Below are 26,982 nucleotides of genomic sequence, written 5' to 3'. Positions count from 1 at the left end.
ATTTATGAAGGGCTTATTATCTTTTTTAGCTGGCTTTTTATTAGTATCACAAGCCTGGGGGCAGCAACGCCCCCAGTACAGCCAGTACATGATTAACAATTATTTATTAAATCCTGCCATTTCCGGTATAGAAGATTACACTGATGTAAAAATTGGTAGCCGGCACCAATGGGTCGGATTGGATGGAGCACCTGTAACCTATTATGTAAGTGCCCATACGCCATTGAATAAACAAGCAACCCAGGTTAGAAGCGTAGGTAAAGGAATTGGCCGTACTCATAAAACAAACGTCAGTCGCTTAAGTAAACCGCAACCGCATCAAGGAGTAGGAATAATGGCACTAACAGATAAAACGGGGCCTTTGCGGCGAAGTAATATCATGGGTACTTATGCTTATCATTTACCTATTTCCCGGGAATTCAAGGTCGCTGTTGGTGTGGGAGCCGGAATGTTAAACAGCCGGTTTAATCCTTCAGAAGCAACTATGGTAATTGATGGCGATCCGGCTATCACCAGCGACTATGTAAATTATACATACTTTGATTTAAATGTAGGTACCTGGATTTATTCAAAAGACTTTTTCCTGGGGCTTTCAGGTGCACAACTACTAAAAAGCAGGGGCGATTTAAATGCAGCAGAGAACGGCAGCCGCCTTCAGAAACATTATTTTGCTACCATTGGCTATCGTTTCCAGGTTTCCCAGGATCTAACGCTTATTCCCTCTACTATGATTAAAATGGCTAGCCCGAGCCCGGTTTCTGTAGATATTAACCTGAGAGCCTTATATGCCGATCGGTTATGGGTCGGAGGTTCTTACCGGAACAAAGATTCGTTTTCAGTACTAGCAGGGGTTTACCTAAACCAATTGTTAGACCTAAGTTATGCTTATGATATTAATACCTCTAATTTAGGTGTTGCTAATTCCGGCTCACATGAAGTTGTGGTAGGCTTAAAATTATTTAATAAAGGCCGCGTTATTTGCCCTATTTATATGCGTTAATACTATTAAAGGCTTATACTTTATTTACTAAATTTTCAAACTTTAAAGGTTCTTACTTTGATTAAAGCAATACATTTAACGAATTTGCGTATTATAAACAAAAAAACGGTTAAATTGCCGAGATTTTAGTAACCCTTTAAAATGAAAATTGTAACCCTAACTATAAACCCGGCTGTTGATAAAAGTACTTTTGTAGACAGACTAGAGCCGGACCACAAGCTGCGGTGCGATGCTCCTATTTTTGAACCTGGAGGTGGCGGAATAAATGTTTCCCGGGCTATTCAGCGTTTAGGCGGCGAGTCCTTGGCTTATTACCTGGCTGGCGGCTCAACCGGCAACGTACTTTCCCAGCTACTGGATACTGAAAATTTAACACACATTCCTATTCCATCTGTAAAGTGGACCCGGGAAAACTTTGCAGTAACAGAAAGATCTACAGATAAGCAATTCCGTTTTGGTATGCCAGGCTCCGTTATTCCGGATGAAGAATGGCGGTATAGCCTTATTAAATTAGAAAAAACTTCGCCTAAACCAGAGTATATAGTAGCCAGTGGCAGTTTACCCCGTGGTGTACCTAATGATTATTACGCCCGGGTAGCAGCTATTGCAACCAAGCTGGGAGCTAAATTAATTCTGGATACTTCCGGAGAGGCCCTACAACAGGTTGTTGGCCAAGGTGTTTACATGCTAAAACCTAACTCTAACGAGTTATCCGCTATGGCGGGTAAGGAATCAATGGAATGGCATGAGAAGGAAGCCTTTGCTCAGGAACTGGTACGTGGAGGCATGTGTGAAGTAATGGTTGTTTCTATGGGCTCCGGAGGTGCTATCTTAGTTACCAAAGATGATGTAATGCGTACAGCTCCACCGGTAATCAAACCTAAAAGTACGGTAGGAGCTGGCGATAGTATGGTTGCAGGAATGGTATTTGCCTTAGCTCAAGGCTGGCCTTTACGCGACGTACTGAAATATGGTGTAGCAGCAGGCACGGCCACTGTTATGTTACCAGGTTCCGACCTTTGTAAAAAGGAGGATGTAGACCGAATTTATGCCTGGTTAAAAGAAAAAGAAAATGCTCTTTTAAACCGCATGCAAACTTCATAACAAAATACAAAAGCCGGATCTTAATGCCGGCTTTTGTATTTATAACCACTTTCGGTCTAAAACTTTACCTAATCCTTTACCAGATAAAACCTTTAGCTCCTAACATTTGCTACTACACAGGCGTAAGAAAAAAAAAACACGCTGGTATGGGACTGAAAGACATAGTGAATACGGTAAAAAAAGAAGTAGAAGTACTGCAGAAAGAAGATGCCAAAGACAAACTTTTTACCGAAGGAACACAATATACTACACAAGAAGCCGCTTCCGAAGCTTTTGAAAAGGCTAAGCAGAAATTATTTGCAGTTAATAAATGGTCAGGTTTGCCAGGTATCAGTTCTACGTTCGAATTACACGATGCAAACGGGAATCAGCTTTTCGCCGACAGACCAGAAATTGGGCAGTTTGTAAGAATAAAGTTACCGGGCATTCCGCTTGAAAACTGGGTACAGGTAGTAAATATTAAAGAAGAAAAGCAGGCAGCTGAATTTACTGTAAAACCAAGTCCTGACCCTACAGAGGAACACCCGCAAGAGGTAAAACACTTTTTTGGGAAAGAAGCCAGCAGCACCTTCCGTGTAGAACTGCAGGGAACAACATTAAAAGCCTATGAAATTGGGCAGGAGGAAAAACCGAACAACCAGGGTGAAGAAGCCGGTAACCGTGCCATTGTTAATACCTTAGTAGCAGAGGGTGGTTGGGCTGGTTTCCAGAAATTGCAATGGGATAAACTTACAGCATATTTAGTCCATAAAATAGAAGTCGAATAACCCATGAATACCGATTCTACTTTTGATTTATGCTTTATCGGCTCAGCCCATAAGTAAGACTTACATAATACATACCCCCTATTTGCGGACCACCTAAAAAAGAGTAATAGTAATTATTTAACAAATTTGCTCCGCCGGCCTTCAACTGTAGGCATTGTTTAGGCAAGTTATAGGTTATCTGCCCATCCAAAGTGCCATAACCTGGCACATAGCCATTTATTAAAAACGATTGCCAATAATATTTACTTTGCCATTTGTAGGAGATATTAAAACCAATGTTTTTGTAAACCTTTTCATTGCCCACCGCTACATTAGTTATCCAATTAGGGGTATTAAAACCATCTTCCAAACCGTCGTTGGTGGTTGTGCGACTTAGGTTAGCATAAGAAACATTACCTGTAGCCAAAAATCCCTGCCCCATTAAATAGCGTAAGCCCGCACTCCCGCCGTAATTATATACCCTACTCTTAGAGTTGGTCCACATGCGATAGCGGTTCTGCAGCTTTCTTTCGTTTAAATAAAAAGAAATAGAATCGGGTATGCTGGTTTTAGGAATATTTATTTCTACCTGAGCAATAAAAGAAGAATAGCGGTTAAAGTAAAAATCTACATCTAGAAGTAGCCGGCTATTTAGCACCAAAGTTTTATAACCAACTTCAAAAGAGCGAATATGCTCCGGTTCCAGATACGTATAATCATTCTTTTTTAACAAATTTTTATTTTTCACAATCGCTTCATTCTGTTGCAAACCATTCGCATTTACATCTCTTATAACCGCTGCCTGAAACGCATCAATGGAAGAGCGGATATACCCATTCTCGAATATACCATTAGACATAGCCGGAACACCGCCTACCCGTTTTACGCCCCCACTATTTACATTGGAAAAAGCCTCAAATAAACCTGGAAACCGGAAACCACCCTGGTAAGATGCCCGAAAATAGTGCAGCTTCCCCGGCGAGAAAACAGCAGTAAACCGTGGACTAACCTTAGCCGCATAATACTTACTTATATCGGCGCGTAAAGTAGCGTTTAGTTTTAACTTTTTGGACCATAAAGCTTTACTAACCTGCAAAAAAGCACCCGCTTTGCTATAGGTTAAATGGTGATCTGCTTTGCCTTTATCCGGATTAATAAAATAATTGCCATCGGGTATTACAATATAGGTCCGTTGGTCAAAGCCAGCTAGTACAGCTAATGAATTTCTTTCTTTGAGCTTGGGATGTAGTACCTTTAACAAGTTCACTTGCCCTTCGGTATGCAGCAAATTAGCTTTTACCCGCAAAGCTGCTCCAATATCCCAGTTATTTATATTGGCCAATTTTTGTAGTTGCTGATCAAAAGCTGGCGTGCCGGTGGTTAATCTACCTGCATCCGCTTGATTGCGGGCCGTAGCATGCGCTTGCGCTACTGCCAGCTCATTAGCTACTGTTTGATTAAAAGTACTGGAATATTGGCTAAACCAAGCATCATCTGATTTAAAACTTCGATCCAGATTTTCAGCTATGGAACGGAGGTTATAAGATTGGCCTGTATTTTCGGTAGTAAAGTAAGTCTTAAATTGAAATGTCGGATTGTCTAATCGAATGCTATGTTGTTGCAACATATAATTATTCAACTGAAACCGGTTAGAGCGCTGATATACATTATCTAATAAGGCAAAACGATAAGTATAAGTTATTTCTGTTTGCGGATTAATCCGGTAATGTAAAGCGGCATCGGCTTTAATATTTTGCAACTGGTAATCTGCTACTTCTTTCTCGAAATAACCGCTGCGGGTTACCACATAACTTTTCCCTTGTAAGGTCAATGTTCTCCTGTTCGGTGATTCATTACCGTAACCGTTAACTGGATCATAAGCCGGATTATCGGTACCCGTAAGGTCTATTGTTGCATTTGCTATTGGATTTAAATCCGAGCGGTTATTGGCTATCCAGTCGTAGCCCCGGGTAAAAGTGCCATTTACTTTAAAGGCAACTTTAGGTAATAAGGCTTTGGCATAACGTAAACTAGTTTCGGTAAATAGCTTAGGATTGCTGTTAGAATTATTAATATGGTTAAAACCTGTTTTCTGTTGCATGGTAAAACCCGTGCTGGAAAATGGACTTTTGGTTATAAAATTTGCCAGTCCATTAACAGCATTCATGCCGTACAATGCCGAAGCTGTACCCGAAATAATCTCTACGCTGGCAATATCCAGATCACTGGGTCCTAGAGCATTGCCTATGGGTCCACCAATATGAGGAGCTTGATTATCTATACCATCAACCAGCTGAACAAAACGTACATTAGTTGTATTTGCAAAGCCGCGGGTGTTAATTACTTTAAAACCTAAACTTGGTGTGATTATTTGAACCCCTTTTACATGCTCCAGCGCATCAAAAAAAGAAGGTGCTGCCGAAAGCCTGATGGTACGGCCATCTATTTTCTGTATACTAACCGGTGACTTTAGGATATTCTCCTCAAAACGAGAAGCCGAAACCACTACTTCGGTTAATGAATAACGTTTAAGCGAATCGGTTTGTGCGTTGGATTTATTTTGAGCAAATACAGGTATGGTTAAACTACAAGAAATAAATAAACCTACCAGAAGGCTGTAGTAAAACTTAACCATATCGTTATCTAAATTAATAGATAGCGCAAATATAAAGTTGATTCTTAATACATTACTAATGCCATAAAGAATTATTTTCTTCTAAGAATTGCTTTACTTTAGTTTGCAATTGTTTGAAAACTTGAACAACAACTTGCCCGTCTTCTGTTACTACTGCGCCGCCCCCACGTTTACCTCCCGCCTGCGCAGTTACCAAAGGACGAATAGCTTTGCTGTTTAGAGTATTGATAATTGTCCAAGCTTTTTGGTAAGACATTCCCATGGCACTGGCCGCTTTTGAAATAGAGCCCAATTCCATAATTTTTTCCAATAATTCTACCGGTCCTGGTCCAAGAAAACGCTCATTATCGGCCTCTATCCAAATCCGTGCTTTCAATTCAAGATTATCAGCACTCGGGAATATCTTTTTTATCATTAGCTAATAAATATGAAAGGGCTATTAAGTAGTATTATTTTTTCAAGAATTAAATTTGAAAGGTAATAATAAAACATATTTTGCAGAAGAAGTAAAAGCGGGATAACTTAAGAGTATCTAAGAATATCTTAATTCAGGTATAATACACATTAAAAGTAAGGGGGCACTAAGCCTTCCGCGAAAATTTTATAAATAATGTTTTAAATTTTGTAACAACACAGATCTGGATATTTTCTAAGTTTGTACATCTAAAAACAAAAGTTTACCGTTACCAAATAGCTACCTGCTAATGAGGTTAAGCGGCGGAAGTACCATGAAAGCATTTCAAAAATTTGTTCAGCTAAGCTTTATCCTGGTCGTCCTGATGACGATGATGGGCTTCCGTGTGAGCATGGAGAAATGCAGCCGCAACAAACATACTACTATTCGTTTAATTAGAGGTGCTGCCTGCTGCTGTAAAAAAACAGATAAAAATCATGCTCCTCAAAAAAAATCGTGCGGCGACATGGTATGTTTTACCCAAAGCCAAACGCCTTATGCACAGGGACAAACTAAACCCACCGCACAAGTAGATAAAATCGTATCAGCAAAAACTTCTCAAATACTGTTTGAGCAGGTAATTAGGCCTGAACTTTTAGATAAAACACCACATTTCAATTTGCCGCCGCCCCCTTCCGGGCGATATCTGGGCATTTTACATCAACAATTTATTATTTAGTTTTTCCTTTCCTATGAATAAGCATACGCTGCTTATTCTTTGGTTTAGCTGCGGGCCTTTCTGTAGTTAGTCTTTCACCTCTAAGTTCTGTGATGGTTTTATTACAACCTACTTAAGAGATGTTTTTCTAAATCTTCCGTTATTCTTCGCCTGCAGGAGCCACCCTTCTATCAATTAATATTTATACACTACCAGCCTCCAGACAAATTTTGCCTGCAGCTTAGTGTCTATTCATTTTAGTACAGGAAATAAAAATTAAATTTTAAATATCATGAAAACTAGCTTTCTGAATATAAGCTTATTTATACTTGGTTTAACCTTTTTTACCGCTTGCAACAACACCTCCCAAACAGGTACTACTCAAACCCAATCTCCTGAACAAACAGAAACCAAACAAGAAGTAGCCGGCTTAACTTATACCTGCCCCATGCATCCTGAAGTAATCAGCAATGAACCAGGTAAATGTCCAAAATGCGGAATGTTCCTGGAAAAAATGGGCGCTACTACAGAAGGACACGAAGAGCACAATCACTAAACTTTCTAATATATTTCTTCCTGCTCTTTAGTAGCAGGAAGAATATTTAATCCTTTTCAACATGATAGGAAGATTGATATCTATTTCCCTCCGGAACCGGATACTTGTGTTGCTGATAGCTGCCGGGTTATTTGGGTGGGGAGTTTATTCTGTTAGCACTAATAAAGTTGATGCTATCCCGGATTTATCGGAAAACCAGGTAATTGTTTTTACCGAGTGGATGGGTCGTAGTCCGCAAATTATTGAAGACCAGGTTACCTACCCTCTGGTTACCAACCTGCAAGGCTTACCCCAAGTGAAATATGTGCGGGGCGTGTCGATGTTTGGCATGAGCTTTATTTACATTATTTTTGAAGACGCTACAGATGTATACTGGGCTCGGGAACGGGTACTGGAACGATTAAATTACGCCAACCGCTTATTACCCGAAGGCGCTATTCCTACATTAGGTCCGGACGGAACAGGTGTGGGGCACATTTTGTGGTACACGCTGGATGCACCCGGCATGGATTTAGGCGAACAGCGCGCTATCCAGGATTGGTACGTGAAGTTTTCGCTGCAAAATGTAAAAGGTGTAAGTGAGATAGCTTCGTTTGGAGGCTTTCAGAAACAATACCAGATTACCCTCGATCCTAATAAATTAACTTATTTCAATTTATCGGTGCCACAGGTAATAGCTGCCGTACGCGCCAATAATAACGAAAGTGGTGGCCGTAAATTTGAGATGAGCGATATCGGGTATATTATTAAAACTACCGGTTACCTCAAATCAACGGAAGAAATTGAAAACATTCCCATCCTCACAAAAAATACTATTCCCATTAAGGTTAGTGATATTGCCACGGTGCAAATGACCGGCGAAAGCCGATTGGGAATTTTTGATATCAATGGCGAAGGCGAAGCAGTAGGCGGTATTGTAGTAATGCGCTACGGCGAAAATGCCGAAGAAGTAATTTCCAATGTAAAAACCAAAATGCTGGAAGTTTCGGCAGGCTTACCCAAAGGTGTGAAATTTAACATTGTGTACGACCGCAGCGGCCTGATTAACGAATCAGTTAATTCTGTTAAAACCACCCTTATTGAGGAAATGATTGTGGCGTCGATGATCGTGTTCATCTTCCTGTTCCACTGGCGAAGTGCGCTCATCATTATTATTCAGCTGCCGCTATCGGTGGCCATTGGTTTCATCTTACTCAATGCTTTTGATATTTCTTCCAATATTATGTCCCTGACAGGCATTGCTCTTTCTGTTGGAGTAATTGTGGATGATGCGATTGTAATGGTAGAAAATGCATACCGGCATTTAGCCGATGCCCAACATAAAGAAGATCATGGATAAGGAAACGCGCCTGTCAATTATAGAAAAAGCTTGCAAACAAGTTGGTCCCAGCGTGTTTTGGAGTACTGTCATTATTATTACTTCTTTTTTGCCGGTTTTCTTGTTAACTGGTCAGGAAGGAAGGCTGTTCAGCCCGTTGGCCTGGACCAAAACCTTTATTTTGATTGTGGATGCTTTTGTGGCCATTACGGTTACGCCGGTGTTACTTTCTTTTTTCCTGAAAGGTAAGTTTAAACCCGAAAGCAGCAACCCTATAAATCGTGGATTAGAAAAGGTTTATGGGCCTGTTTTACGCTGGTGTCTGGAATGGCGCAAAACCACTATTGGTATCAATATTCTGGCTTTGCTGATTGCAATACCCATGTTGTTTCGGTTGGGTTCGGAATTTATGCCGCCACTAGATGAAAGCTCTATTTTGTTTATGCCGGTTACCTTACCCGATATTTCCAATACCGAAGCCAAACGCATATTACAGGTGCAGGATAAAATCATCAAATCGGTACCGGAAGTAGCGCAGGTTTTAGGTAAAGCTGGTCGGGCCAGTACAGCTACCGACAATTCACCTATCAGCATGATCGAAACCATTATCCAGCTGAAACCTCAATCGGAATGGCGCGAAGGCATGACCAAGGCTAAAATTATTGCGGAACTGGACCAGAAATTGCAGATTCCAGGCGTCATCAACGGCTGGACTCAACCCATTATTAACCGCATTAACATGCTGGCAACCGGAATCCGGACCGATGTGGGCGTGAAAGTGTATGGCCAAAGCCTGGATTCTATTGCAGTGGTTTCGGAAAAGGTCAGGAATTCGTTACGGAACATTCCGGGCGTAAAAGATTTATACATTGAGCCGGTAACGGGTGGCCGCTACCTCGAAATTCAAACGCGCCGGGAAGAGTTGGGCCGCTACGGAATTTCGGTAGATGATGTGAATGCTATTGTGGAATCGGCTTTAGGCGGTATGCCGATTGGTAATACCATTGAAGGACGGCAGCGGTTTTCTATTAACCTGCGCCTGGCCCAGGAATACCGCAACAGCCTCGACCGTATCCGCCGCATTCCTATCCAAACCAGCGCGAATGGTACTGTTCCACTGTCAGCCGTAGCCGATTTGCAGTTAGTGAACGGTCCGCCCATGATAGCTTCGGAAAACGCCCAGTTGCGGGGTGCTGTTTTATTTAATGTGCGCGACCGTGATTTAGGCAGTACCGTGCAGGAAGCTATTAAAAAATTAAACCTGGAGTTAACCGATTTACCCAATGGTTACCGCCTGGAATGGAGCGGACAATGGGAAAATCAGATTCGGGCCAACCAGACCCTGAAAATCATTATCCCAATGGTACTGGTTATTATTTTCCTGATCCTGTATTTCTCCTTTAAATCGTTTAAAGAGGCTTTATTGAACCTGGTAACCATTCCGTTTGCCCTGATTGGTGGGGTATTTATTGTGTACTTCTACGGTATTAATTTATCAGTAGCAGTAGCGGTAGGCTTTATTGCTTTGTTTGGTTTGGCCGTGGAAACCGCTATGGTAATGGTAGTTTACCTGAACGAAGCCATGAACCAATTGGTAGCCGATAAAGGCAACTCCCGTGAAACTATCACTAAACAGGACATTCGCAACTATGTATTTATGGGTGCCGCCAAACGGCTTCGCCCGAAGGTAATGACTGTTTCGGTATCCCTGTTCGGTTTGATTCCGGTATTGTGGGCGACTGGCGTAGGCACCGATGTGATGTTACCCATTGTACTGCCGCTGATTGGTGGAGTTTTCACTTCATCTATTCATATTTTATTGGTTACGCCCGTGGTATTTGAAATGACGAAAGAACATGAGTTGAAAAAACACGGGAAAATTGAAATCTATGATGTTAAGCATTAAATATAAAATTTGTTTAGTGTCAGGCCTTCTACTTTTGGCTGCATTCAATTTGCAAGCCCAGAGCCGGGTGCTGACGCTGGATAGTGTCCTACACTATATTCATCATAACAACCTGATGTTGCAGGAGCATGACATCAAGACCAAAGCAGTAAAAACTTACGCCGAAGGAGCTAAAAGCTGGGAAGCACCCATGGTAGGAGCTGGCGTATTTATGTATCCGTATCCGGGCCAGACAATAATGGAAAGCCGGGATAGAGGCATGCTCATGGCGGCTGCTCAACAAAGTATTCCCAATCCGGCCAAACTGAAAGCAAAGGAAAACTACATGCTGTCCCGGGTGGCTGTTGAAGACGAAGGCCACGAAGTAATGGCCAATCAATTTCGGGCCCAGGCCAAAGCCGCTTATTATCAATGGGTAGTGCTGGAAAAAAAGAAAGCCGTTTTACTGGAAAGCCAGCGTATTATGCAGTTTATGCTTAAGCTTTCCAAAGTGCGGTATCCTTACAACCAAAGCTCGCTGGGCAGTATTTATAAAGCCGAAGGTCGCTTGGGCGAAGTAGAAAACATGTTGCTGATGAATGCGAGTGAGATTACCATGAAGAACATTCAGTTAAACATTCTCATGAATTTACCTAAGGATGCCCGCTTCAGAATAGATACAGTTATAACGGTTACAGAGCCTATTGCCCTCACCGACACCACTTACCTAAAAAATGCCCGGAGCGATGTGCGGCAATTAGATAAGCGCATTCAATCGATGCAGCTTAACCTGCAACTGGAAAAGCTGGAACGAAAACCAGATTTTAGTCTTCGATTTGAAAACATGGTGCCCCGCGACCGCATGATGCCACAGGTTTTTACCGCCATGGGTATGGTTTCTATTCCTATAGCTCCCTGGTCATCTAAAATGTACAAAGCCAATACCAAAGCTATGAGTCTGGAAATAGAAGCCATGCACAAAGGACGCGAAAGCCTGTTGCAGGAAGCACAAGGCATGGTTAATAGCATGGCCCTGGAATTAGAAACTAAACATACGCAGGTAAAAAACTATCAAACTAAAATTATACCGGCCCTGCGACGCAATTACGAAACCACCCTGCTCAGTTACGAGCAAAATACTGGGCAGCTACCCTTAGTAATAGATGCCTGGGAAGCCCTGAACATGGCCCAAATGGAATACCTCAACAACCTGGAACAGCTATACCTGATTGGTGTGAATTATGAAAAAGAACTGGAAAAATAACCAATTTACTTTCTTTACCTATCGACCGGGTATGCTTACAAAAGAGGCAAGAGAAGGATTTCCTGGAAGTAATATCTATTTCCGGAAAGCCTTTTCATGTATACTACTGGCAATATTAGTAGCCATTAGTTTTACTGGTTGTACAGATAAACACGAACATGGCCAGGAAGCAACCGAAGCAGTAGCATATACTTGTCCCATGCACCCGCAAATTGTAAAAAACAAACCAGGTTCCTGCCCCATCTGTGGCATGGATTTGGTGGCAAAGCACCCGGCAGATACACCTGCCATGGCCGTTTCCTCAGATTTAAATTATTTGCTGAAACCCGCCAACCAACTGGTGGTGTCGGATATTAAGACTACTAAACCGGTGCAAAAGCAACTACAAAACGACATTACAATGAGTGGTGTAGTTACTTACAATACCCAGTTACAGTACATTATTCCGGCCCGGTTTGGCGGACGCATTGAAAAATTGTATGTGCAGTTTAACTACCAACCCGTGCGCAAAGGGCAAAAGCTGTATGACATTTATAGTCCGGAGCTGGTAACTGCCCAGAAAGAACTACTTTACCTGCTGAAAAATGACCCAAGCAACAGTGCTCTGATAGATGGCGCAAAACAAAAACTTTTGCTATTAGGAGCAACTTCTGGCCAGCTAAATCAATTGGTTCGCTCGGGCCGGGAAACCTATACCTTTTCTGTTTACAGTCCTTATTCCGGCTATGTTCTTGATCCAAACTTAACAGCTACGCCTACGCCGACACCTGCTACAACCGCACCAGCTTCCGGTGGCGGTGGTATGTCGGGTATGAGTAATACTGGTGGTAGTTCCATGGCTAGCAATAGCAACCCTGCCCCAACTACATCTGGCGGAGGCTTTGCTATACGGGAAGGTATGTACGTAACCACGGGGCAAGCTTTATTAAAAGTTGTGGATGCATCGCAGGTATGGGCTCAGTTTAAAGTAGCCAGCACACTGGCCGGACAACTAAAACCAGGAACGGCTATCAGCATCACCTTTAATCAATTACCCAGCGAAACGGTGCAGTCAAAAGTAACTTTGGTAGAGCCAGTTTTTGAAGCCGGTGAAAATTTTGCGCAAGTACGGGCTATGCTGCCGGTTCAGAGCAAAACAAATTTAATAGGACAATTGCTTACCGGAAAAACCTTTTACACCTCGGACACAGCCCTCTGGATTCCTAAGGAAGCTGTACTAGACTTAGGAGCACAAGCAGTAGCCTTTCTGAAAGAAAATGGCGTTTTTAAACCTAAGCAGGTAGTTATTGGTCAACGCGCAGATGGTATGGCAGAAATAGTATCGGGTCTGGATGCTCAGGACCTGGTAGCGACTAATGCACAATTTCTGGTGGATAGTGAAAGCTTTATTCGGGTACAACAGTAAAAAATGAAAAAGATTTTAAACTTACTTACAATTTGGTTGGTAGCTGTTTTACTAGTGGCTTGTACTAATAAAGATAAGCACGAACACCATGACGCAGCCCAGACAGGCACGACTTATACTTGCCCCATGCATCCCCAAATAGTGGAAGGTGAGCCAGGTTCGTGCCCAGTGTGTGGCATGGACTTAGTACCAGTAAAACAACAGGCTCCGAAAGCTCCAACAACCTACACCTGCCCCATGCACCCGCAGATTTTAGAAGAAAAACCAAGCTCTTGCCCTATTTGTGGTATGGATTTGGTAGCGGTAAATAAAGGTGCCACTGGCAATAGTAATACCGGCAGTATTATGCTCAGCGATACGCAGGTAAAACTTGGCAATATTACTACCCGGCCAGTTCAACTGGGCCAAATCCAGAACAACAAGATATTAACCGGTAGCTTAGTAGTAGATCAAACGCAAGCTGATTTAATCAGCAGCCGTGCTGCCGGCCGTATTGAAAAGTTATATGTAAAAGAAACCGGAAGGCCCATCCGGAAAGGGCAACCGCTGTATGATTTGTACAGTGAATCATTGCTTACACTGGAGCAGGAATATTTGTTAGCCCTGGATCAGGCAAAAGCTTTCCCGGAAGAGAAACAGTTTGCGTCTATTCTGGATGCCGCTAAAAAGAAGCTTTTACTAACGGGCTTATCCAATGCCCAAATAAGCCAGGTGGCGCGGACACGGCGGTTAGATGCCCGCATCACGTTTCTGGCTCCTACCTCCGGCATAGTAACCGAAATTGCCGCCGCCGAAGGATTTTATGTAGCAGAAGGAAGCTTGTTGTACCGGATGAACCGCCTGAATACTATTTGGGTAGAAGCGGAATTATATGCTCAGGAAGCAAATTCATTGCTAGTAGGCACCCCAATAGAAGTACATGTTCCCGGCCAACTGGCCCCAATAAAAACCAAAGTAGCATTTATAAACCCGGAATTCAGGCAAAACAGCCAGGTAGTGGTAGCACGGGCCGAACTGCCTAACCCGAAAGCGCAATTAATACCCGGCACTCAGGCTACCATCAATTTATCAGCCCCGGCTAAACAAGTAATTACCCTACCGCTAGATGCTGTCATCCGGGATACCCGGGGAGCTCATGTGTGGGTTAAAACCGGTCAAAATACTTTTACATCCAGAATGGTGGCTTTGGGAGCAGAAAGTGCAGACCAGGTAGCAATCGCCAGTGGCCTGAATCAAAACGATACCGTAGTGGTAACCGGTGCTTATTTACTCTACAGTGAACATGTTCTAAAAAAGGGTACTGACCCCATGGCTAGCCATAATCATTAATGCTTTGGAATATTTCGCACAATTAAGTGCCCAAAATACTCCAGTGGTCTCTTGTTATAAGTAGTGAACAAAGGAAAGCATACTTAACCCAAATGCTAGGAAAGCGCTTCGGGCGAAGGGTTTCCTGCCGGCTTTGATTTATCTTCCGGTAATGGAATATATTCCTGATTATCGGTGGGAGGTAACAGAATACGGCCTTCTTTCCAATCGGCTTTTGCCTGCTCTATTCGTTCTTTTCGGGAAGAAACAAAATTCCACCAGATAAATCGCTCGCCCAATGGCTCACCACCCAATAGCATAAGGGTAGCCGGTTCTTTTGCCAAAATTACCGGATCTATACCTTTTGTAAAAACTAACATTTGCCCAATGCCATAAGTGCGACCGGATATTTCAACACTGCCCTTGGCTATGTATATGGCCCTTTCGGTGTGCTCCCGGGGCAAACCAAACCGGGCGCCTTGCTCCAATACCACATGTATATAAAATAAAGGCGAATGAGTTTTAACGTTGTTCTTTAACCCAAAAGCATCACCGGCAATTAACCGCATCCAAACACCGGCATCGGTAAATATGGGCAATTGTTCTGGTTTGTAATTATCAAAAGCGGGCGCAGCTTCCTCATCTTTTTCGGGCAAAGCCACCCAGGTTTGGATCAATTCTAATTGGCCGCCCGCCAGCACAGCCGGATCTTCAAAACGCTCGGAATGCGCAATGCCGCTGCCCGCAGTCATCCAATTTACTTCGCCCGGACGAATAACCTGCTCAACACCCAAACTGTCGCGGTGAGTAACTTGTCCGCCAAACAAATAACTGACCGTAGATAAACCAATATGTGGATGCGGCAGGACATCCATGTTGGTTATTAATGGAGGTTGTATTTCTACCGGACCGGCATGATCCATAAAAATAAAAGGACCAACCATACGCTTTAAGCGGAAAGGAAGTATTCTACGCACATCCATGCCCGGACCTAGGGATGCTTTTCGGGCTTCAATGACAATATCCAGCATGCTAATATAAATTATGGTTGCTCTAAAGACGAAAATACTAGGATAAAAGGCAAGCAGGTTCTAAAGAAATAAGTACTTAGGTAGGTTACTAAATTTTAAACTTAATTTATAGGCTAAGTCATATATTTTATAAAATGAGGAGTTCATAAAGCTTCGCCAATATCTTCTTTTTATATGATGCAAAGTTTAACAAAGTAGAAAGTAATACCTTTTAAAGCGCAGTCCAGGATTACCTACTTTACATTTTATTTCGTTAAGCATTTTTACTTCTTTCTTTTGTTTTACAAATAGCTGTAGCTACATTTAATTATGGAAATAGGAATAAGCACCTTCGTTGAAAACACGCCTGACCCGGCCACAGGCAAACTACGTTCTCCGCAGGAACGGATGATGAACCTGATGGAAGAGATTGAGTTATCAGACCAACTCGGGTTAGATGTATTTGCTATTGGTGAGCACCACCGGCCCGATTTTATTGTATCGTCGCCGGCAGTGGTATTGGCTGCCGCAGCCGTGAAAACCAAACAAATTAAGCTTTCCAGTGCGGTAACCGTACTTAGCTCTGACGACCCGGTGCGGGTTTTCCAGGATTTTGCTCATGTAGATTTACTTTCGCAGGGCCGCGCCGAAATTATGGCTGGTCGCGGTTCTTTTATTGAATCTTACCCTCTGTTTGGGAACGACTTGAAAGATTATAATGCTCTTTTTGCCGAGAAACTGGATTTACTTATCAAGCTAAATAAAAGTGAAAAAATAAGCTGGCAAGGGAAACACCGTACGGCGATTGATAACCGGGGGGTTTATCCGCGGCCTTACCAGCCAGAATTACCTATCTGGGTAGCCGTAGGCGGCACACCGGAATCAGTAGTGCGGGCAGCAAACTATGGGTTACCTATGGCACTAGCCATTATTGGGGGTTCCCCCGAACGTTTTGTGCCGTTTACGGATCTTTACAAAGAAACTTACCTGCGGGCAGGGCACGATCCGGCTAAAATGCAGTTAGCGGTTCATTCGCATGGGTATATTGCGGATGATTCGCAAAAAGCAGCCGACGAGTATTATGGTCCTTATGCTTATGTGATGAGCCAACTGGGTCGGGAGCGGGGTTGGTCGCCGATGAACCGTGCCCAATATGAAATGATGCGCGGACCAGAAGGGTCTTTATTAGTAGGAAGTCCGCAACAGGTAACTGAAAAGATACTTTGGGAATATGAGTTGTTTGGCCTTACCCGTTACTTATTACATATTAGCGTAGGCACTTTGCCGCACGCACAAGTTATGCGGGCTATTGAATTATTAGGTACGGTAGTAGCACCAGCCGTAAGAAAAGCCATTGCAAAACAAGGCTAACCCTTCAACAGCAGGCTTGGGTTAATAACTGTATAATTCCAGGCCTGCTGAAAGGGTTATTTTTTAAAGAAAATGTTAAAGGTAGAACCAACCCCCACCTGGCTTTCTACCTTTATATATCCGCCCGCATTTTGTACGATTCTTTTCACAATATATAAGCCTATACCGGTACCTTCTACGTGGTCGTGCAGGCGTTTAAACATAGAGAATATTTTATCTTCATCCGCTACTTTAAATCCCAGGCCATTATCTGTTACAGACAGTATTACATGGGTAGGAGTAATCTCCGAGGAAATCTGAATAACTGGCTGCCGGTCTGGTGATCGGTATTTAAGGGCGTTGCTAAGCAGATTGTAAATAATACTTCTGATATTCTTAGCAGAAAATTGAATGGTGATATCCGGAACTAATGCTGTTTGAATTTGGGCATTCGCTTCCTGTATCTGAGCTTCCAGATCAAGCCGCACTTCGGCTACAACTGCGGCTAAATTTACGTAAGTTAGATCGGCCTCATCCTGCCGCTGTATTTTAGCAACTTCCGAAAGATCTAAAACAGTTTTTCTAAATCGGTTAATGGCACCTTCTATTAATTGTATGATGTGCCGGATGCCTTCGTTGTGCAACGCTTCCGATGGCATTTCCTCTATCAGGGCCGTCATTAAACCTTCTATGTTTAAAATAGGAGTTTTTAAATCATGCGAAGCAGAATAAACAAAATTATCCAGATCGGCATTGGTAGCAAGTAATTCCTCATTAAGTGCCTCTACAGATTGCCGGAACTTAACCTGCTCGGTAATATCTATTGCTACCGCAATAACTCCGGTAATAAAACCCTGGGTATCGCGCATGGGGTGGTAAATAAAATTCAGATATGATTTCTCGAATACCCCATTCCGCTCAAAATTTAAAGGTAATTCACTTGCTTTAAAGGGTACACCGGTATTTACTACTGTATCCAACAACTGAATTATTCCCTGATCCACTACTTCCGGAAGTGCTTCTTTTACTGGTTTTCCCATAACTTCTTCCGGCTTTCTGCGCCAAATCTCACAAACCGTCGGATTAGCAAGGTCTATTATATGCTCCGGGCCCCTAACAATAGCTATACCTACCGGTGCCTGTTCAAATATTTCCTTCAGGTATTGCTGCTGGCGGGTAAGCGCTTCTCTTGCCTGTACACTGGAAATTGAGTTAGCAATCTGACCCACAATCAAGGAATGGTAACCCCTGTAATCATCCTTATATTCAAGTAAAGGGCTTATGCCAGAGATAAAGAATCCAATTATTTTGTTTTGCCCCGGGCGCATAATTGGTAATACAGTTGCCTGTTGCACTACATCAGGCAATACCTGCCCCTGCCCACTAGATATCTTTAAACTGGAACAATCTAATACAACGGCTTGCCTGGTCGCCTCCACCTGATGGAGCATCCAGGGCACTTCAGCATCAGTCATATCTATGGCCAGCGGGGCAGCTTTTTCCGAAATAGGCCCCGCCTTGCCCATTAAAGTGGCTGTAGTGGCCGTATTATTAAGTAAGTAAATCAGGCAAAACGGTAAATCATTATTATTCTGGTAAAGCAGGTCGCACGTTAACTGGCCTACTTGCTCCAGGGTTTGTACCGTTGTAACCCCCTCCGAAACATCTTTCAGCGATTTCAGGCGCCTGGCCCCCTGCACCATACCGGTTACTTCGTCGCAGGCACAAAAAATTCCGTTTACCAAACCATTATTCTCAAACGCAGGGCTGTAGGAAAACGTCCAGTAGGTTTCTTCCAGAAATCCCTTTCGCTCCAGATACAAAGGAAGCGCTTCCGCATAAAATGGTTTTCCCCCTTGCAGAATATTCTCCACTACTACTCCTACTTCCTTCCAAATTTCTGACCACATTTCCCGGGCGCGGGCACCTAAGGCTTCCGGATGTTTATTGCCCAAGGCCGGTAAATAAGCGTCATTATGAAACATGAATAACTCCTCAGACCACCATAAAAACATTGGAAATCCGGAGTTAAGTAACAGTCTAATGTTATTTTTTAGGCTTCCCGGCCAATTAGCAGGGTTCCCTAACGGATGGTTATCCCAATTATAATCGCGCATGAGGGCTCCCATTTCCCCCCCGCCTTGAAATATGTTCACTACATTGTTGCCAGTAACATTATTAATTTCCTGGTGCATTTAATAGAATTGGAAAAAGGTTGGTTTTGTTTTAATCGAAAAGATTAGAAACTTTTTTACATTACGACCAAAAAACTTTAGTGTTAGTGCTTTGAACATATAAAAGAATATATCCTTCAACACGACACAAAAGAACTTCTACTTTCATAAATATTTTTAACCTCCTCCAATTACAATAAACTTTGCTAATTCCCAAACCTTATCCCCATACTTTTTATATAAAGACGCAGCATTAAAACTAATCACCTAAAATTAAAAGAATATGCGTACCGTTTCCGAATTTAAACAATTTGCTGTTAAGGGCAATGTTATAGATTTAGCAGTAGCAGTAGTGATAGGAGCCGCCTTTGGTTCTATTGTTACGTCATTAGTAAATGATATTCTAATGCCACCTATTGGTGTAGCAACAGGCGGAGTAGATTTTACCGATTTAAAAATACAGCTAACTGATCCCATTATAGAAAACGGGAAAGTTGTAAAAGCAGGAGCCTCTCTTAATTATGGTAATTTTATTCAGACTGTAGTTAATTTTCTGATTATTGGCATTTCTATTTTTGCTTTGGTAAAAAGCATAAACAGCTTAAAGCGGAAAGAAGAAGCGGCCCCCGCCACTCCCACTCCTACAAAAGAAGAACTGCTATTAACCGAGATCCGGGATTTGCTGCGGGAACGAAAACAACTCTGATAAGTAAAAATTTACATCAGGAAAAGAAAAGTAACCAGTCAGATCAACCTTCTTTTTGAGTGTATTGAAAAGTATGTTGGTTCGTATTTCTGCATACGCTCTTTTCATTTTAATGGGATTTTCCAGCCCTATACCCGTAAGATGAATTCCCTTAATTATCTGTTCTGCGTAAGTTATTTAAACAGATATAAACCTGAAGCCCACAACTCCTTTAGGTTTAATTAAATCAGAATTACTTATGCGCGTTGGGTATGCATCTATTAATTTAACATTGGCGGCCCAGAAAGTTCAGGTAAACCGCTCCATGATGAAAAGAACCTTTCTGGAAAAAGGCATTACATATGCTTCCAGTCTGGCTTTAGCTAATTTTATAGATTTCGAAAAAATAATCGACTGGAATATTCAGAATAAGATCTTGTTTTTCCGGATGAGCTCAGATATGGTGCCCTGGATGAGCCAATACCGGATTGAGGATATGCCAGACTACGAAGCGATAAAAGAAGTATTAGCCCGCTGCGGCGAAAAAGCAACTAAGAATGGGCTCCGGCTTACTTATCATCCGGGACCTTTTAATGTGCTGGCCGCCAATTCTGAACAGGTATTAACCAAAACCTTACACGAGTTAAATCAGCACGCCACCGTGATGGATTTGCTGAACCTGCCGCAAACACCTTATGCCAAAATAAACATACACGTGGGCGGGGCCTTTGGGGATAAAGTATCGGCTTTAGCCCGATTTGCTGAAAAATACATGAGCTTACCCGACAACGTCCGAAAAAGGCTGGCTGTAGAAAATGATGACAAGGCCAACATGTTTAGCGTAAAGGATTTATTGTGGCTGCACGGGCAAACTAACATTCCTATTACTTTCGATTATTTCCATCACCAGTTTTGTACAGGTGGTTTAAGTGAGCAGGAAGCATTGCTGGCCGCCATCAGCACCTGGCCAACCGGAACAACCCCGGTTATTCATTTTTCCAGCTCTAAAAAGAAGTACGAGGATCCGGCTGCTGTACCAACCGCGCATGCCGATTACTTACATGAAGAGGTAAATACCTACGGGCAAGACATTGATATCATGTTTGAAGCTAAAGCCAAAGAACTTGCTGTAGCCAAATACCTGGCAGATTATAAATTACCGCAACTATGAAAGATAAAAAACTCTTCCTGCTCGATGTAATGCCGTTGTTGTACCGGGCACATTTTGCTACCATGGGGAAAAAGTTTGGTACCACTACCGGTATTGATACCCGAACGCCGCTGGTATTTTTTAACTATATTTTGCAGGTTATAACTGAAGAAAAGCCAGATGCCATTGCGGCCGCCCTTGATTCCCGGGCCAAAGGCCGGGTAGAAGTTGCCTCTACCTATAAAGCTAATCGGGAGAAAATGCCTTCAGAAATTTACGATGCTTTTCCTTACGCCATGCGGTTACTAGAAGCCCTGCAAATCCCGGTAATGAAAGAAGAAGGCTACGAAGCCGACGATGTGATTGCGGCCATGGCTAAGCAAGGTGCCAGCCTGGGCTACTCGGTTTATATAGTAAGTCCGGATAAAGATTTTGCGCAATTGGTAACCAGTGATATTTTTCTTTTCCGGCCAGCCTATAAGGGTGCGGCCATGGAGACTTTGGATGCGGTTGGCGTAAAAAATAAATACGGGGTAGAGCCGCACCAGATTGCCGATTACTTAGCTTTAAGAGGAGATAGCGTAGATAATATTCCGGGCATCAAGGGCATTGGCGACAAAACCGCAGCCTCCCTGCTGGAAGAATACCATTCTGTAGAAGAACTAATAGCCAAAGCTGATACCATAAAACAAACCAAGGTTAAAGAAGCTATTCAGACGTTTCGGGAGCAGTTAGAAGAAAATAAATTCTTAGCTCTTTTAACCGGTGAGTTAGATGTTACTATTAATTGGGAGGATGTTATAACACATCAACCCGACGAAAGTAAATTATTGCCTCTATTAAATGAACTTCAGTTTTCTAAAATAAAGGAACGACTGACCCGGCAAGGCCTTATCTCCTCGGATGGCAGCAACAACTCCCAAACCGAGGCACCTACGGTTTCACTTAATCAGGTAAATGCAGCAAAAGCCATACAGCAATTACAAACAGCTAAAGAGGTGGCGGTAGGTTTCCTTGAAAATCATCCCGATTCTTTATACGCAATGGCCGATGGGGAAAACGCTATTTATGAAATAAACCTTGTACAAGAATCGGAATGGCATCAGTTGATCAGTTTTCTGGATCAGGAGGCTATAACCAAAACAGGCTGGCAATTAAAGCCTTTACTAAAAAAAATAAATGAATTAAACCTTACCTTAAGCAGTCAATGGACAGATTTAATCTTAGCCGCTTATTTATTGGAACCAGACGCCAAAATAGAATGGACGTATATCCGGGATAAGTACCAGCTAGCGGAGTTTAAGATTAGTGATTCCTTCTATGACTTAAATTATTTGCCTGCTTTACCAAAAGCTCATAAAACCATTATGAGCAAAATTGAGGAGATGGAATTAGACAGTTTATTACGGGAAGTAGAGCTACCCCTGGAGGCGGTTATTGCCCGAATGGAACTGCAAGGAATACGAATAGATACCGAAGCTTTAACTTACATTAGTGAGGCTTTAACCCAACAGCTGCACAACCTGGAACAACAACTACATCAAACTGCCGGAACCAAATTCAATCTTAACTCTCCATCTAAAACGGCCGAGATACTGCAACAAATTGCGGATCCGGCGGAGCTAAAGAAAACTAAAACCGGACAAATATCCACTGCCGAACCATTTTTAATAGACCTGGCACCCAAATACCCGTTTGTAGCCGATTTGCTGAATTATCGGAAACTAAACAAGATTATTACTAATTATGTAGAGGCACTTCCCAGGTATATAAACCCAACTACCGGCAAAATTCATCCTACATTTCAGCAAATAGTAGCTGGTACCGGTAGGTTAAGCTGCACCGATCCTAACCTGCAAAACCTACCCATCCGCAACGAGGCCGGGCGCGAAGTACGGAAAGCCATTGTACCTTCTAATCCGGATTTTAGTATTGTCAGTATTGATTACAACCAGGTAGAACTCCGGTTATTGGCTGCTTTAAGTGAAGATCCGGTTATGATTGAATCCTTCCGGGCCGGGAAAGATATTCATACTACCACTGCCAGCCGCATTTTTAAGGTTGCCGAAGACCAGGTTACTAAAGATATGCGCAGCAAAGCCAAAGGCGTGAACTTCGGAATTGCTTATGGCATTACCCCCTGGGGACTTTCTAATCGTTTAAAAATATCGCAAAAAGAAGCAAAGCAAGTGATAGAAGCTTATTTCCAGGAGTTCTCTTCCATACAGAAATACCTGGAGAAATCTTTAGCCGAAACCCGGGAAAAAGGTTTTACCCGAACGCGGTACGGCCGCATTCGCTACATTGAAGGTATTGATTCCCGCAACGGCACCACCCGGAAAGTGGCCGAACGCATGGCCGTAAATGCACCATTACAAGGCTTGGCCGCAGATATCATAAAAGAAGCGATGGTATTAATAGACCAGTTCCTTTTACAACATAAATTAAGATCAAGGTTAATTTTGCAGGTACATGACGAGCTGGTATTTGATGCCGCCGATACTGAACTGGACTTTTTAATTCCGGAAGTAACCCGTATTATGGAAAGCAAGGCCGATTTATTAGTACCTTTAAAAGTGGAAGTAACGGTTGGTAAAAATTGGTTAGACCAAGAGGATTATAAAGTTTTGCGGGATTAAATTACTGCAACTTAAACTATGAATTTTTTAAGGTTTCCACCAGCAGTTAGCTGCCTATAATATTTCTTAAAGAGTATTTATGTGGTATAACTGCTGGCACTTATCACAGAAGTAGCAAGACCGCCCTCCCTTTCCAATTTTCTCCTTACGTAATGGAATCTGGTCCCGGGGGCAAACTTTCTGCCTATACACTTGCCAGTGCTCATTTCTATTCCCTTCCTGCAACCAACGAAGGTATTGGGCACTGAATGTTACACACGCATTAATTAGTTTTCTTACTTCTTCCGGTGGAATCTCTCCCACCTGGCTTTCCGGATGAATTTGCCTTTGATACAAAACTTCATTTTTAATGCCATTACCCACCCCGGCCAGAATAGCCTGATCCAGTAAAGCCTCACAAATTAACTTCTTTGGTTCTTTGTATAGCTTCTCTAATGCTTTTTCAGGATTAAAAGATTTTTGCATGACATCTGAACTCCAATCATACACATCATTTAATGGCTGGGAAATAATGCGGCAATCACAAGCATAAAAGTTAATAGTACCGGTTTCAAACTCTAATCCCAATCGCAGTTCTCGGTTCAATTCTCCGTTTATGCTGTACTTCCCGAAGAGCATTAGATGAATACGAATGGTGAGGTCGGAGAAGCAAAAGAATATTTCTTTCCCAAACGTTCTGATATTATTTAATGTTTGTTCCGGAAGTTCCTGAAAAGGCAGATGCGGTGCCTGACCAGTTGCGCTAATAATAGAGCAACCAATAAATTGCGCGGCTTGCTCTTTCAGGAAAACCATTTCGGGTCCTTCCGGCATAGGGTATCTAGTCTGTAGTTTTCTGGTTTAAAACTTATTAGCGGCTAATCTTTTATAAAAGGTTACTCTGCTTTATGCTGCTGTTTCCAGGTATCAAATTCTTTGGCTACAATTCGCTGGTTTGTAATGCCGTTGCTTTCGTCGGAGGCCAGGAATAAAATCGGGTCGCCCATAATATCCGGGCTAAGCAAATAGCCGCTTTCCCTAAAATGTTTTTTATAAGCTTCCGGTATCATCTCAGTCTCGGTAGCGCCCCCGGGTAATAATATATTCACATCAATGTGGTGTTCCTTTAAATCTTCGGCCATAATACAAGACAGCGATTCTGCTCCGGCCCGGGAAGGGCCGTAGGGCACAAAGCCCTTGCGGTTCATGGTTTCCTGGTTCATAGATATGTTAACAATCTTACCTTTGCCCTGCTCTATAAACAACGACACAAAAGCCTTGGCTACTAAAAAGTACCCGGTCAGGTTAGTCTCAATTAAATCGCGGAAACCGGCGGCTGTTACCACATAAAAAGGTTTGGGATCGGAAAGAAAAGATGGGTTTACTGTGCGCATACCTATGCCGGCATTGTTTACCAGCATGTCCAGCGTACCCCACTTATCCTTTACCCAATCCAATGCCTTGGCAATAGAGTCTTCCTGCCGGACATCCATTTGTAGGCCATACACCTCTCCGCCCAGACCACTCAATTTTTGGATAGCCCTACCTAACTTTTCTCTAGAGCGACCAGTTACTAAAACTGATGCCCCTGCCGTAGCCAGTGCTTTGGCCATAGCAAAACCTAAGCCCGTTGAGGCGCCTGTTATTAAAATTCGTTTGCCTGTTAAAAGCGTTGTTTCTGTTGGTGATGGCATACAGGTATTTAGTATTTACCTAAAAAGTAATGGTTACTAAAATTTTACTGTACCCCATTTACGGGATTTAAACCTTTATAGCTATCTCTAATTATAATTCAGCGCTGGCACTTGGTATTTATTGGGGTTTAAAAGTATATACCACCCGTAAAGCATTATCATCAGGTCTGAGAATACCTTTGTAAAAATTATACCAGCCATCCGTTGGTCCGCCCTGGCCCTGGTTGGTATGTACCATAAAAACGCCGTCTTTATAACAATAGCCATCAATAACCAGCGAGTGACCAAAGTCTTTCAAGTTGGCAAAGTGCAGGAAAACCGGTCGTTTTTCATTCAATTCGTTATAAATTACTTTCTCCAGTTTACCTAAGGTATAGGGCGCAATTTGATGAAAAGAAATAAAGCGTTCAGCCTTTACATTAAAGTGTTTTTCAAATAACCTGGCCGGTGCTAATTTATTCATGTACCGGTCGGTGCCAAAATCTTTCTGAACAACCAACGCCGCATAGTAATTATACCTTGCCATTTCGTTCGCCGCTTCTTCAGTTGTATTCGAATCAATAGAGGCGCTAAAGAGTTTAAAATTGAATGGCAAACTGTCTAACTTTTGGTTTATTTTATATCCTTGCCGGGAGATATATTGCACTTGCCCAAATGGCTTTAACTGATGGTAATAAACAATTTGTGCCAGGGCAGTACTCCAACAACCAAGTCTTAATTTATCGGGTGTAAATTTTTCGAAGCCGCCCATTTGCTTCCATTGGGTTTTTAGTAAGCCTCCATCTTCTGCTACACAAGAATTATAATTAGGTAAAAAAGGGAATGAGGCCGAAACAGTAACGAATAAGACCAATAGCAAAATCAGGGAAACAAAAATAATTTTCATTTTTCTCTTCGTTTATTTTGAGCAAAACAAGAGAAACAAAATGCCTTTTTATTCTCAAAATATGTTTTGAGAGCAAATATTTAATTATTTAGACTTTTTGAGAGTCGGACAATAGGATTTAAGTGTTCTATTGGAGAGAGCGAAACTGGTTTATATACTCTTTAGGCGAAATACCCACCGTTGCTTTAAATATCCGGTAGAAACTCGCCTCAGAATTAAAGCCACATTCATAGGCAATGCCCAGAATAGAAAACTGATTGGAGGCCGGCTCTGTTAATCGCTGCTTCACCTTCTCTACCCGGTATTCATTAATCAAATTCCGAAAGCTTTTCTGAAAACTGTTATTGATAACCGCAGATACTATTGCCGGACTTGTCTGCACTGCTTTTGCCAGCTTTTGTAAATTCAGCTCTGGGTCCAGGTACATTTCGTCTGTTTCCAGGGCCTTCCGGATAGCTTCTTTTACCTGCTGCTTTTTCTCTTCGGATAGCTTTAACTCTTCTTCTGTTTGGCTGATTGAGGCTATTGTTGTTTCCTGTAAGCCAACCTCCTGACCTCCATCTATCTCCTGAAAGAATGGCTCAGGTTTCTTTTCTGATTCATCGCCTATTTGGATAAAAGCAAATTTTTTATCTGGTATCTGAGCCCCTTTAAATCCAAGATAATAGACCAGCATAGCCATATAGACAAAAAATATCTGCCAATGTATAAAATACAGGGCTCCAAAATGGAAGAGATAATCCAGGGTAACCGCTACCGTTAATCCTATAATGAGCACACCCATTAGAAGCATTATATTTCTTAACCAGGCATAGGTAGGGTAATCTGTTTGAGAAATATTGGCATAAAGCCAACGCCTATACTGCAGAACAAGCCGGGAACCCGCCATCCAATATATTACAGCAGAAACAACCGAAAGGTAATCCTCTACTTCCTTTACCGGGTTAAAATAAAAGCTATTGGCAATAGCGTCTTTAGCTTCTAATGCTACCCGGGATATGGTAGCCAGGTAAACGGCAACTGAATAAGCCAAGGAAATAACACAAGGAACAAAATGTAGCAGGTATCTCTTATGGAGCTTA

22 protein-coding genes are annotated in these 26,982 nt (G+C 42.4%); 14 read left to right on the top strand and 8 right to left on the bottom strand.

The window, feature by feature from the left end:
• The first annotated feature begins 4 nt into the window (after positions 1-4).
• The 3 genes from ADHAQ_RS0108490 (at position 5) to ADHAQ_RS0108480 (ending at position 2,871) form a co-directional block, all read left to right on the top strand.
• Positions 5-1,000 (top strand): PorP/SprF family type IX secretion system membrane protein, encoded by a 996-nt coding sequence (locus tag ADHAQ_RS0108490; RefSeq protein WP_026462567.1) that lies wholly within the window; start codon positions 5-7, stop codon positions 998-1,000.
• A gap of 141 nt (positions 1,001-1,141) precedes the next feature.
• Entirely contained in the window at positions 1,142-2,104 is a 963-nt protein-coding gene (locus tag ADHAQ_RS0108485) for a 1-phosphofructokinase family hexose kinase (RefSeq protein WP_026462566.1), read from the top strand.
• 146 nt (positions 2,105-2,250) lie between these two features.
• On the top strand, positions 2,251-2,871 hold the full coding sequence (locus tag ADHAQ_RS0108480; RefSeq protein ID WP_026462565.1) for a hypothetical protein: 621 nt from the start codon (positions 2,251-2,253) through the stop codon (positions 2,869-2,871).
• Between the two features lie 34 nt (positions 2,872-2,905).
• On the opposite strand, the gene ADHAQ_RS0108475 is transcribed toward ADHAQ_RS0108480, so the two are convergent.
• Together ADHAQ_RS0108475 and ADHAQ_RS0108470 are read right to left on the bottom strand one after the other, a co-directional pair.
• A complete protein-coding gene (locus tag ADHAQ_RS0108475; protein ID WP_026462564.1) occupies positions 2,906-5,485 on the bottom strand; it encodes a TonB-dependent receptor in 2,580 nt (859 codons plus the stop codon).
• 55 nt (positions 5,486-5,540) lie between these two features.
• On the bottom strand, positions 5,541-5,900 hold the full coding sequence (locus ADHAQ_RS0108470; RefSeq protein WP_051359800.1) for a winged helix-turn-helix domain-containing protein: 360 nt from the start codon (positions 5,898-5,900) through the stop codon (positions 5,541-5,543).
• A gap of 313 nt (positions 5,901-6,213) precedes the next feature.
• On the opposite strand from ADHAQ_RS0108470, the gene ADHAQ_RS0108465 reads away from it, so the two are divergent.
• The 7 genes from ADHAQ_RS0108465 (at position 6,214) to ADHAQ_RS0108435 (ending at position 14,354) form a co-directional block, all read left to right on the top strand.
• Complete coding sequence (locus ADHAQ_RS0108465; protein WP_026462562.1) at positions 6,214-6,618, top strand: hypothetical protein; 405 nt, start codon at positions 6,214-6,216, stop codon at positions 6,616-6,618.
• 271 nt (positions 6,619-6,889) lie between these two features.
• Positions 6,890-7,153: a heavy metal-binding domain-containing protein gene (locus ADHAQ_RS25025; protein ID WP_051359799.1), complete on the top strand. Its 264-nt coding sequence runs from the start codon at positions 6,890-6,892 to the stop codon at positions 7,151-7,153.
• A gap of 61 nt (positions 7,154-7,214) precedes the next feature.
• On the top strand, positions 7,215-8,492 hold the full coding sequence (locus ADHAQ_RS0108455) for an efflux RND transporter permease subunit (RefSeq protein ID WP_026462561.1): 1,278 nt from the start codon (positions 7,215-7,217) through the stop codon (positions 8,490-8,492).
• The gene (locus tag ADHAQ_RS0108450; RefSeq protein WP_084523793.1) at positions 8,485-10,377 is read left to right on the top strand and encodes an efflux RND transporter permease subunit; all 1,893 of its coding nucleotides are present in this window, start codon (positions 8,485-8,487) and stop codon (positions 10,375-10,377) included. The genes ADHAQ_RS0108455 and ADHAQ_RS0108450 overlap by 8 nt, the downstream gene beginning before the upstream one ends.
• Entirely contained in the window at positions 10,361-11,620 is a 1,260-nt protein-coding gene (locus tag ADHAQ_RS0108445; RefSeq protein WP_157433377.1) for a TolC family protein, read from the top strand. The genes ADHAQ_RS0108450 and ADHAQ_RS0108445 overlap by 17 nt, the downstream gene beginning before the upstream one ends.
• Positions 11,598-13,025 (top strand): heavy metal-binding domain-containing protein, encoded by a 1,428-nt coding sequence (locus tag ADHAQ_RS0108440; RefSeq protein WP_026462558.1) that lies wholly within the window; start codon positions 11,598-11,600, stop codon positions 13,023-13,025. Before ADHAQ_RS0108445 ends, ADHAQ_RS0108440 begins: the two co-directional genes overlap by 23 nt.
• Positions 13,026-13,028: 3 nt before the next feature.
• Positions 13,029-14,354: an efflux RND transporter periplasmic adaptor subunit gene (locus tag ADHAQ_RS0108435; RefSeq protein WP_026462557.1), complete on the top strand. Its 1,326-nt coding sequence runs from the start codon at positions 13,029-13,031 to the stop codon at positions 14,352-14,354.
• A 95-nt stretch (positions 14,355-14,449) separates the two neighbouring features.
• On the opposite strand, the gene ADHAQ_RS0108430 is transcribed toward ADHAQ_RS0108435, so the two are convergent.
• Positions 14,450-15,364, bottom strand: a complete 915-nt coding sequence (locus ADHAQ_RS0108430) for a pirin family protein (RefSeq protein ID WP_026462556.1) — start codon at positions 15,362-15,364, stop codon at positions 14,450-14,452.
• A gap of 309 nt (positions 15,365-15,673) precedes the next feature.
• Between ADHAQ_RS0108430 and ADHAQ_RS0108425 the strand changes: the two genes are divergently transcribed.
• Complete coding sequence (locus ADHAQ_RS0108425; protein ID WP_026462555.1) at positions 15,674-16,714, top strand: LLM class flavin-dependent oxidoreductase; 1,041 nt, start codon at positions 15,674-15,676, stop codon at positions 16,712-16,714.
• Between the two features lie 56 nt (positions 16,715-16,770).
• Here the strand turns inward: ADHAQ_RS0108425 and ADHAQ_RS0108420 are convergent, their stop codons facing one another.
• On the bottom strand, positions 16,771-18,888 hold the full coding sequence (locus ADHAQ_RS0108420; protein WP_245590588.1) for a sensor histidine kinase: 2,118 nt from the start codon (positions 18,886-18,888) through the stop codon (positions 16,771-16,773).
• 262 nt (positions 18,889-19,150) lie between these two features.
• On the opposite strand from ADHAQ_RS0108420, the gene mscL reads away from it, so the two are divergent.
• From mscL to polA, 3 genes are all read left to right on the top strand, one after another.
• Complete coding sequence (gene mscL / locus ADHAQ_RS0108415; RefSeq protein ID WP_026462553.1) at positions 19,151-19,573, top strand: large-conductance mechanosensitive channel protein MscL; 423 nt, start codon at positions 19,151-19,153, stop codon at positions 19,571-19,573.
• Between the two features lie 238 nt (positions 19,574-19,811).
• Positions 19,812-20,723: a UV DNA damage repair endonuclease UvsE gene (gene uvsE / locus ADHAQ_RS25020; protein WP_034256693.1), complete on the top strand. Its 912-nt coding sequence runs from the start codon at positions 19,812-19,814 to the stop codon at positions 20,721-20,723.
• Complete coding sequence (gene polA / locus ADHAQ_RS27160; RefSeq protein ID WP_026462552.1) at positions 20,720-23,341, top strand: DNA polymerase I; 2,622 nt, start codon at positions 20,720-20,722, stop codon at positions 23,339-23,341. The genes uvsE and polA overlap by 4 nt, the downstream gene beginning before the upstream one ends.
• A gap of 66 nt (positions 23,342-23,407) precedes the next feature.
• On the opposite strand, the gene ADHAQ_RS0108400 is transcribed toward polA, so the two are convergent.
• The 4 genes from ADHAQ_RS0108400 to ADHAQ_RS0108385 all read right to left on the bottom strand — a co-directional run bounded on the left by ADHAQ_RS0108400 (position 23,408) and on the right by ADHAQ_RS0108385 (position 26,933).
• Complete coding sequence (locus ADHAQ_RS0108400) at positions 23,408-24,154, bottom strand: Fpg/Nei family DNA glycosylase (RefSeq protein ID WP_026462551.1); 747 nt, start codon at positions 24,152-24,154, stop codon at positions 23,408-23,410.
• A 62-nt stretch (positions 24,155-24,216) separates the two neighbouring features.
• The gene (locus ADHAQ_RS0108395; protein WP_026462550.1) at positions 24,217-25,014 is read right to left on the bottom strand and encodes an SDR family NAD(P)-dependent oxidoreductase; all 798 of its coding nucleotides are present in this window, start codon (positions 25,012-25,014) and stop codon (positions 24,217-24,219) included.
• Positions 25,015-25,132: 118 nt separating this feature from the next.
• A complete protein-coding gene (locus ADHAQ_RS0108390) occupies positions 25,133-25,900 on the bottom strand; it encodes a C10 family peptidase (protein WP_026462549.1) in 768 nt (255 codons plus the stop codon).
• 127 nt (positions 25,901-26,027) lie between these two features.
• Positions 26,028-26,933, bottom strand: a complete 906-nt coding sequence (locus ADHAQ_RS0108385; RefSeq protein ID WP_157433376.1) for a helix-turn-helix domain-containing protein — start codon at positions 26,931-26,933, stop codon at positions 26,028-26,030.
• Positions 26,934-26,982: the final 49 nt, after the last annotated feature.

The organism is Adhaeribacter aquaticus DSM 16391 (genome assembly GCF_000473365.1).
Classification (GTDB): domain Bacteria; phylum Bacteroidota; class Bacteroidia; order Cytophagales; family Hymenobacteraceae; genus Adhaeribacter; species Adhaeribacter aquaticus.
Note: the sequence above shows the minus strand (reverse complement) of the source record. Positions and strands in the feature narration are given on the sequence as shown.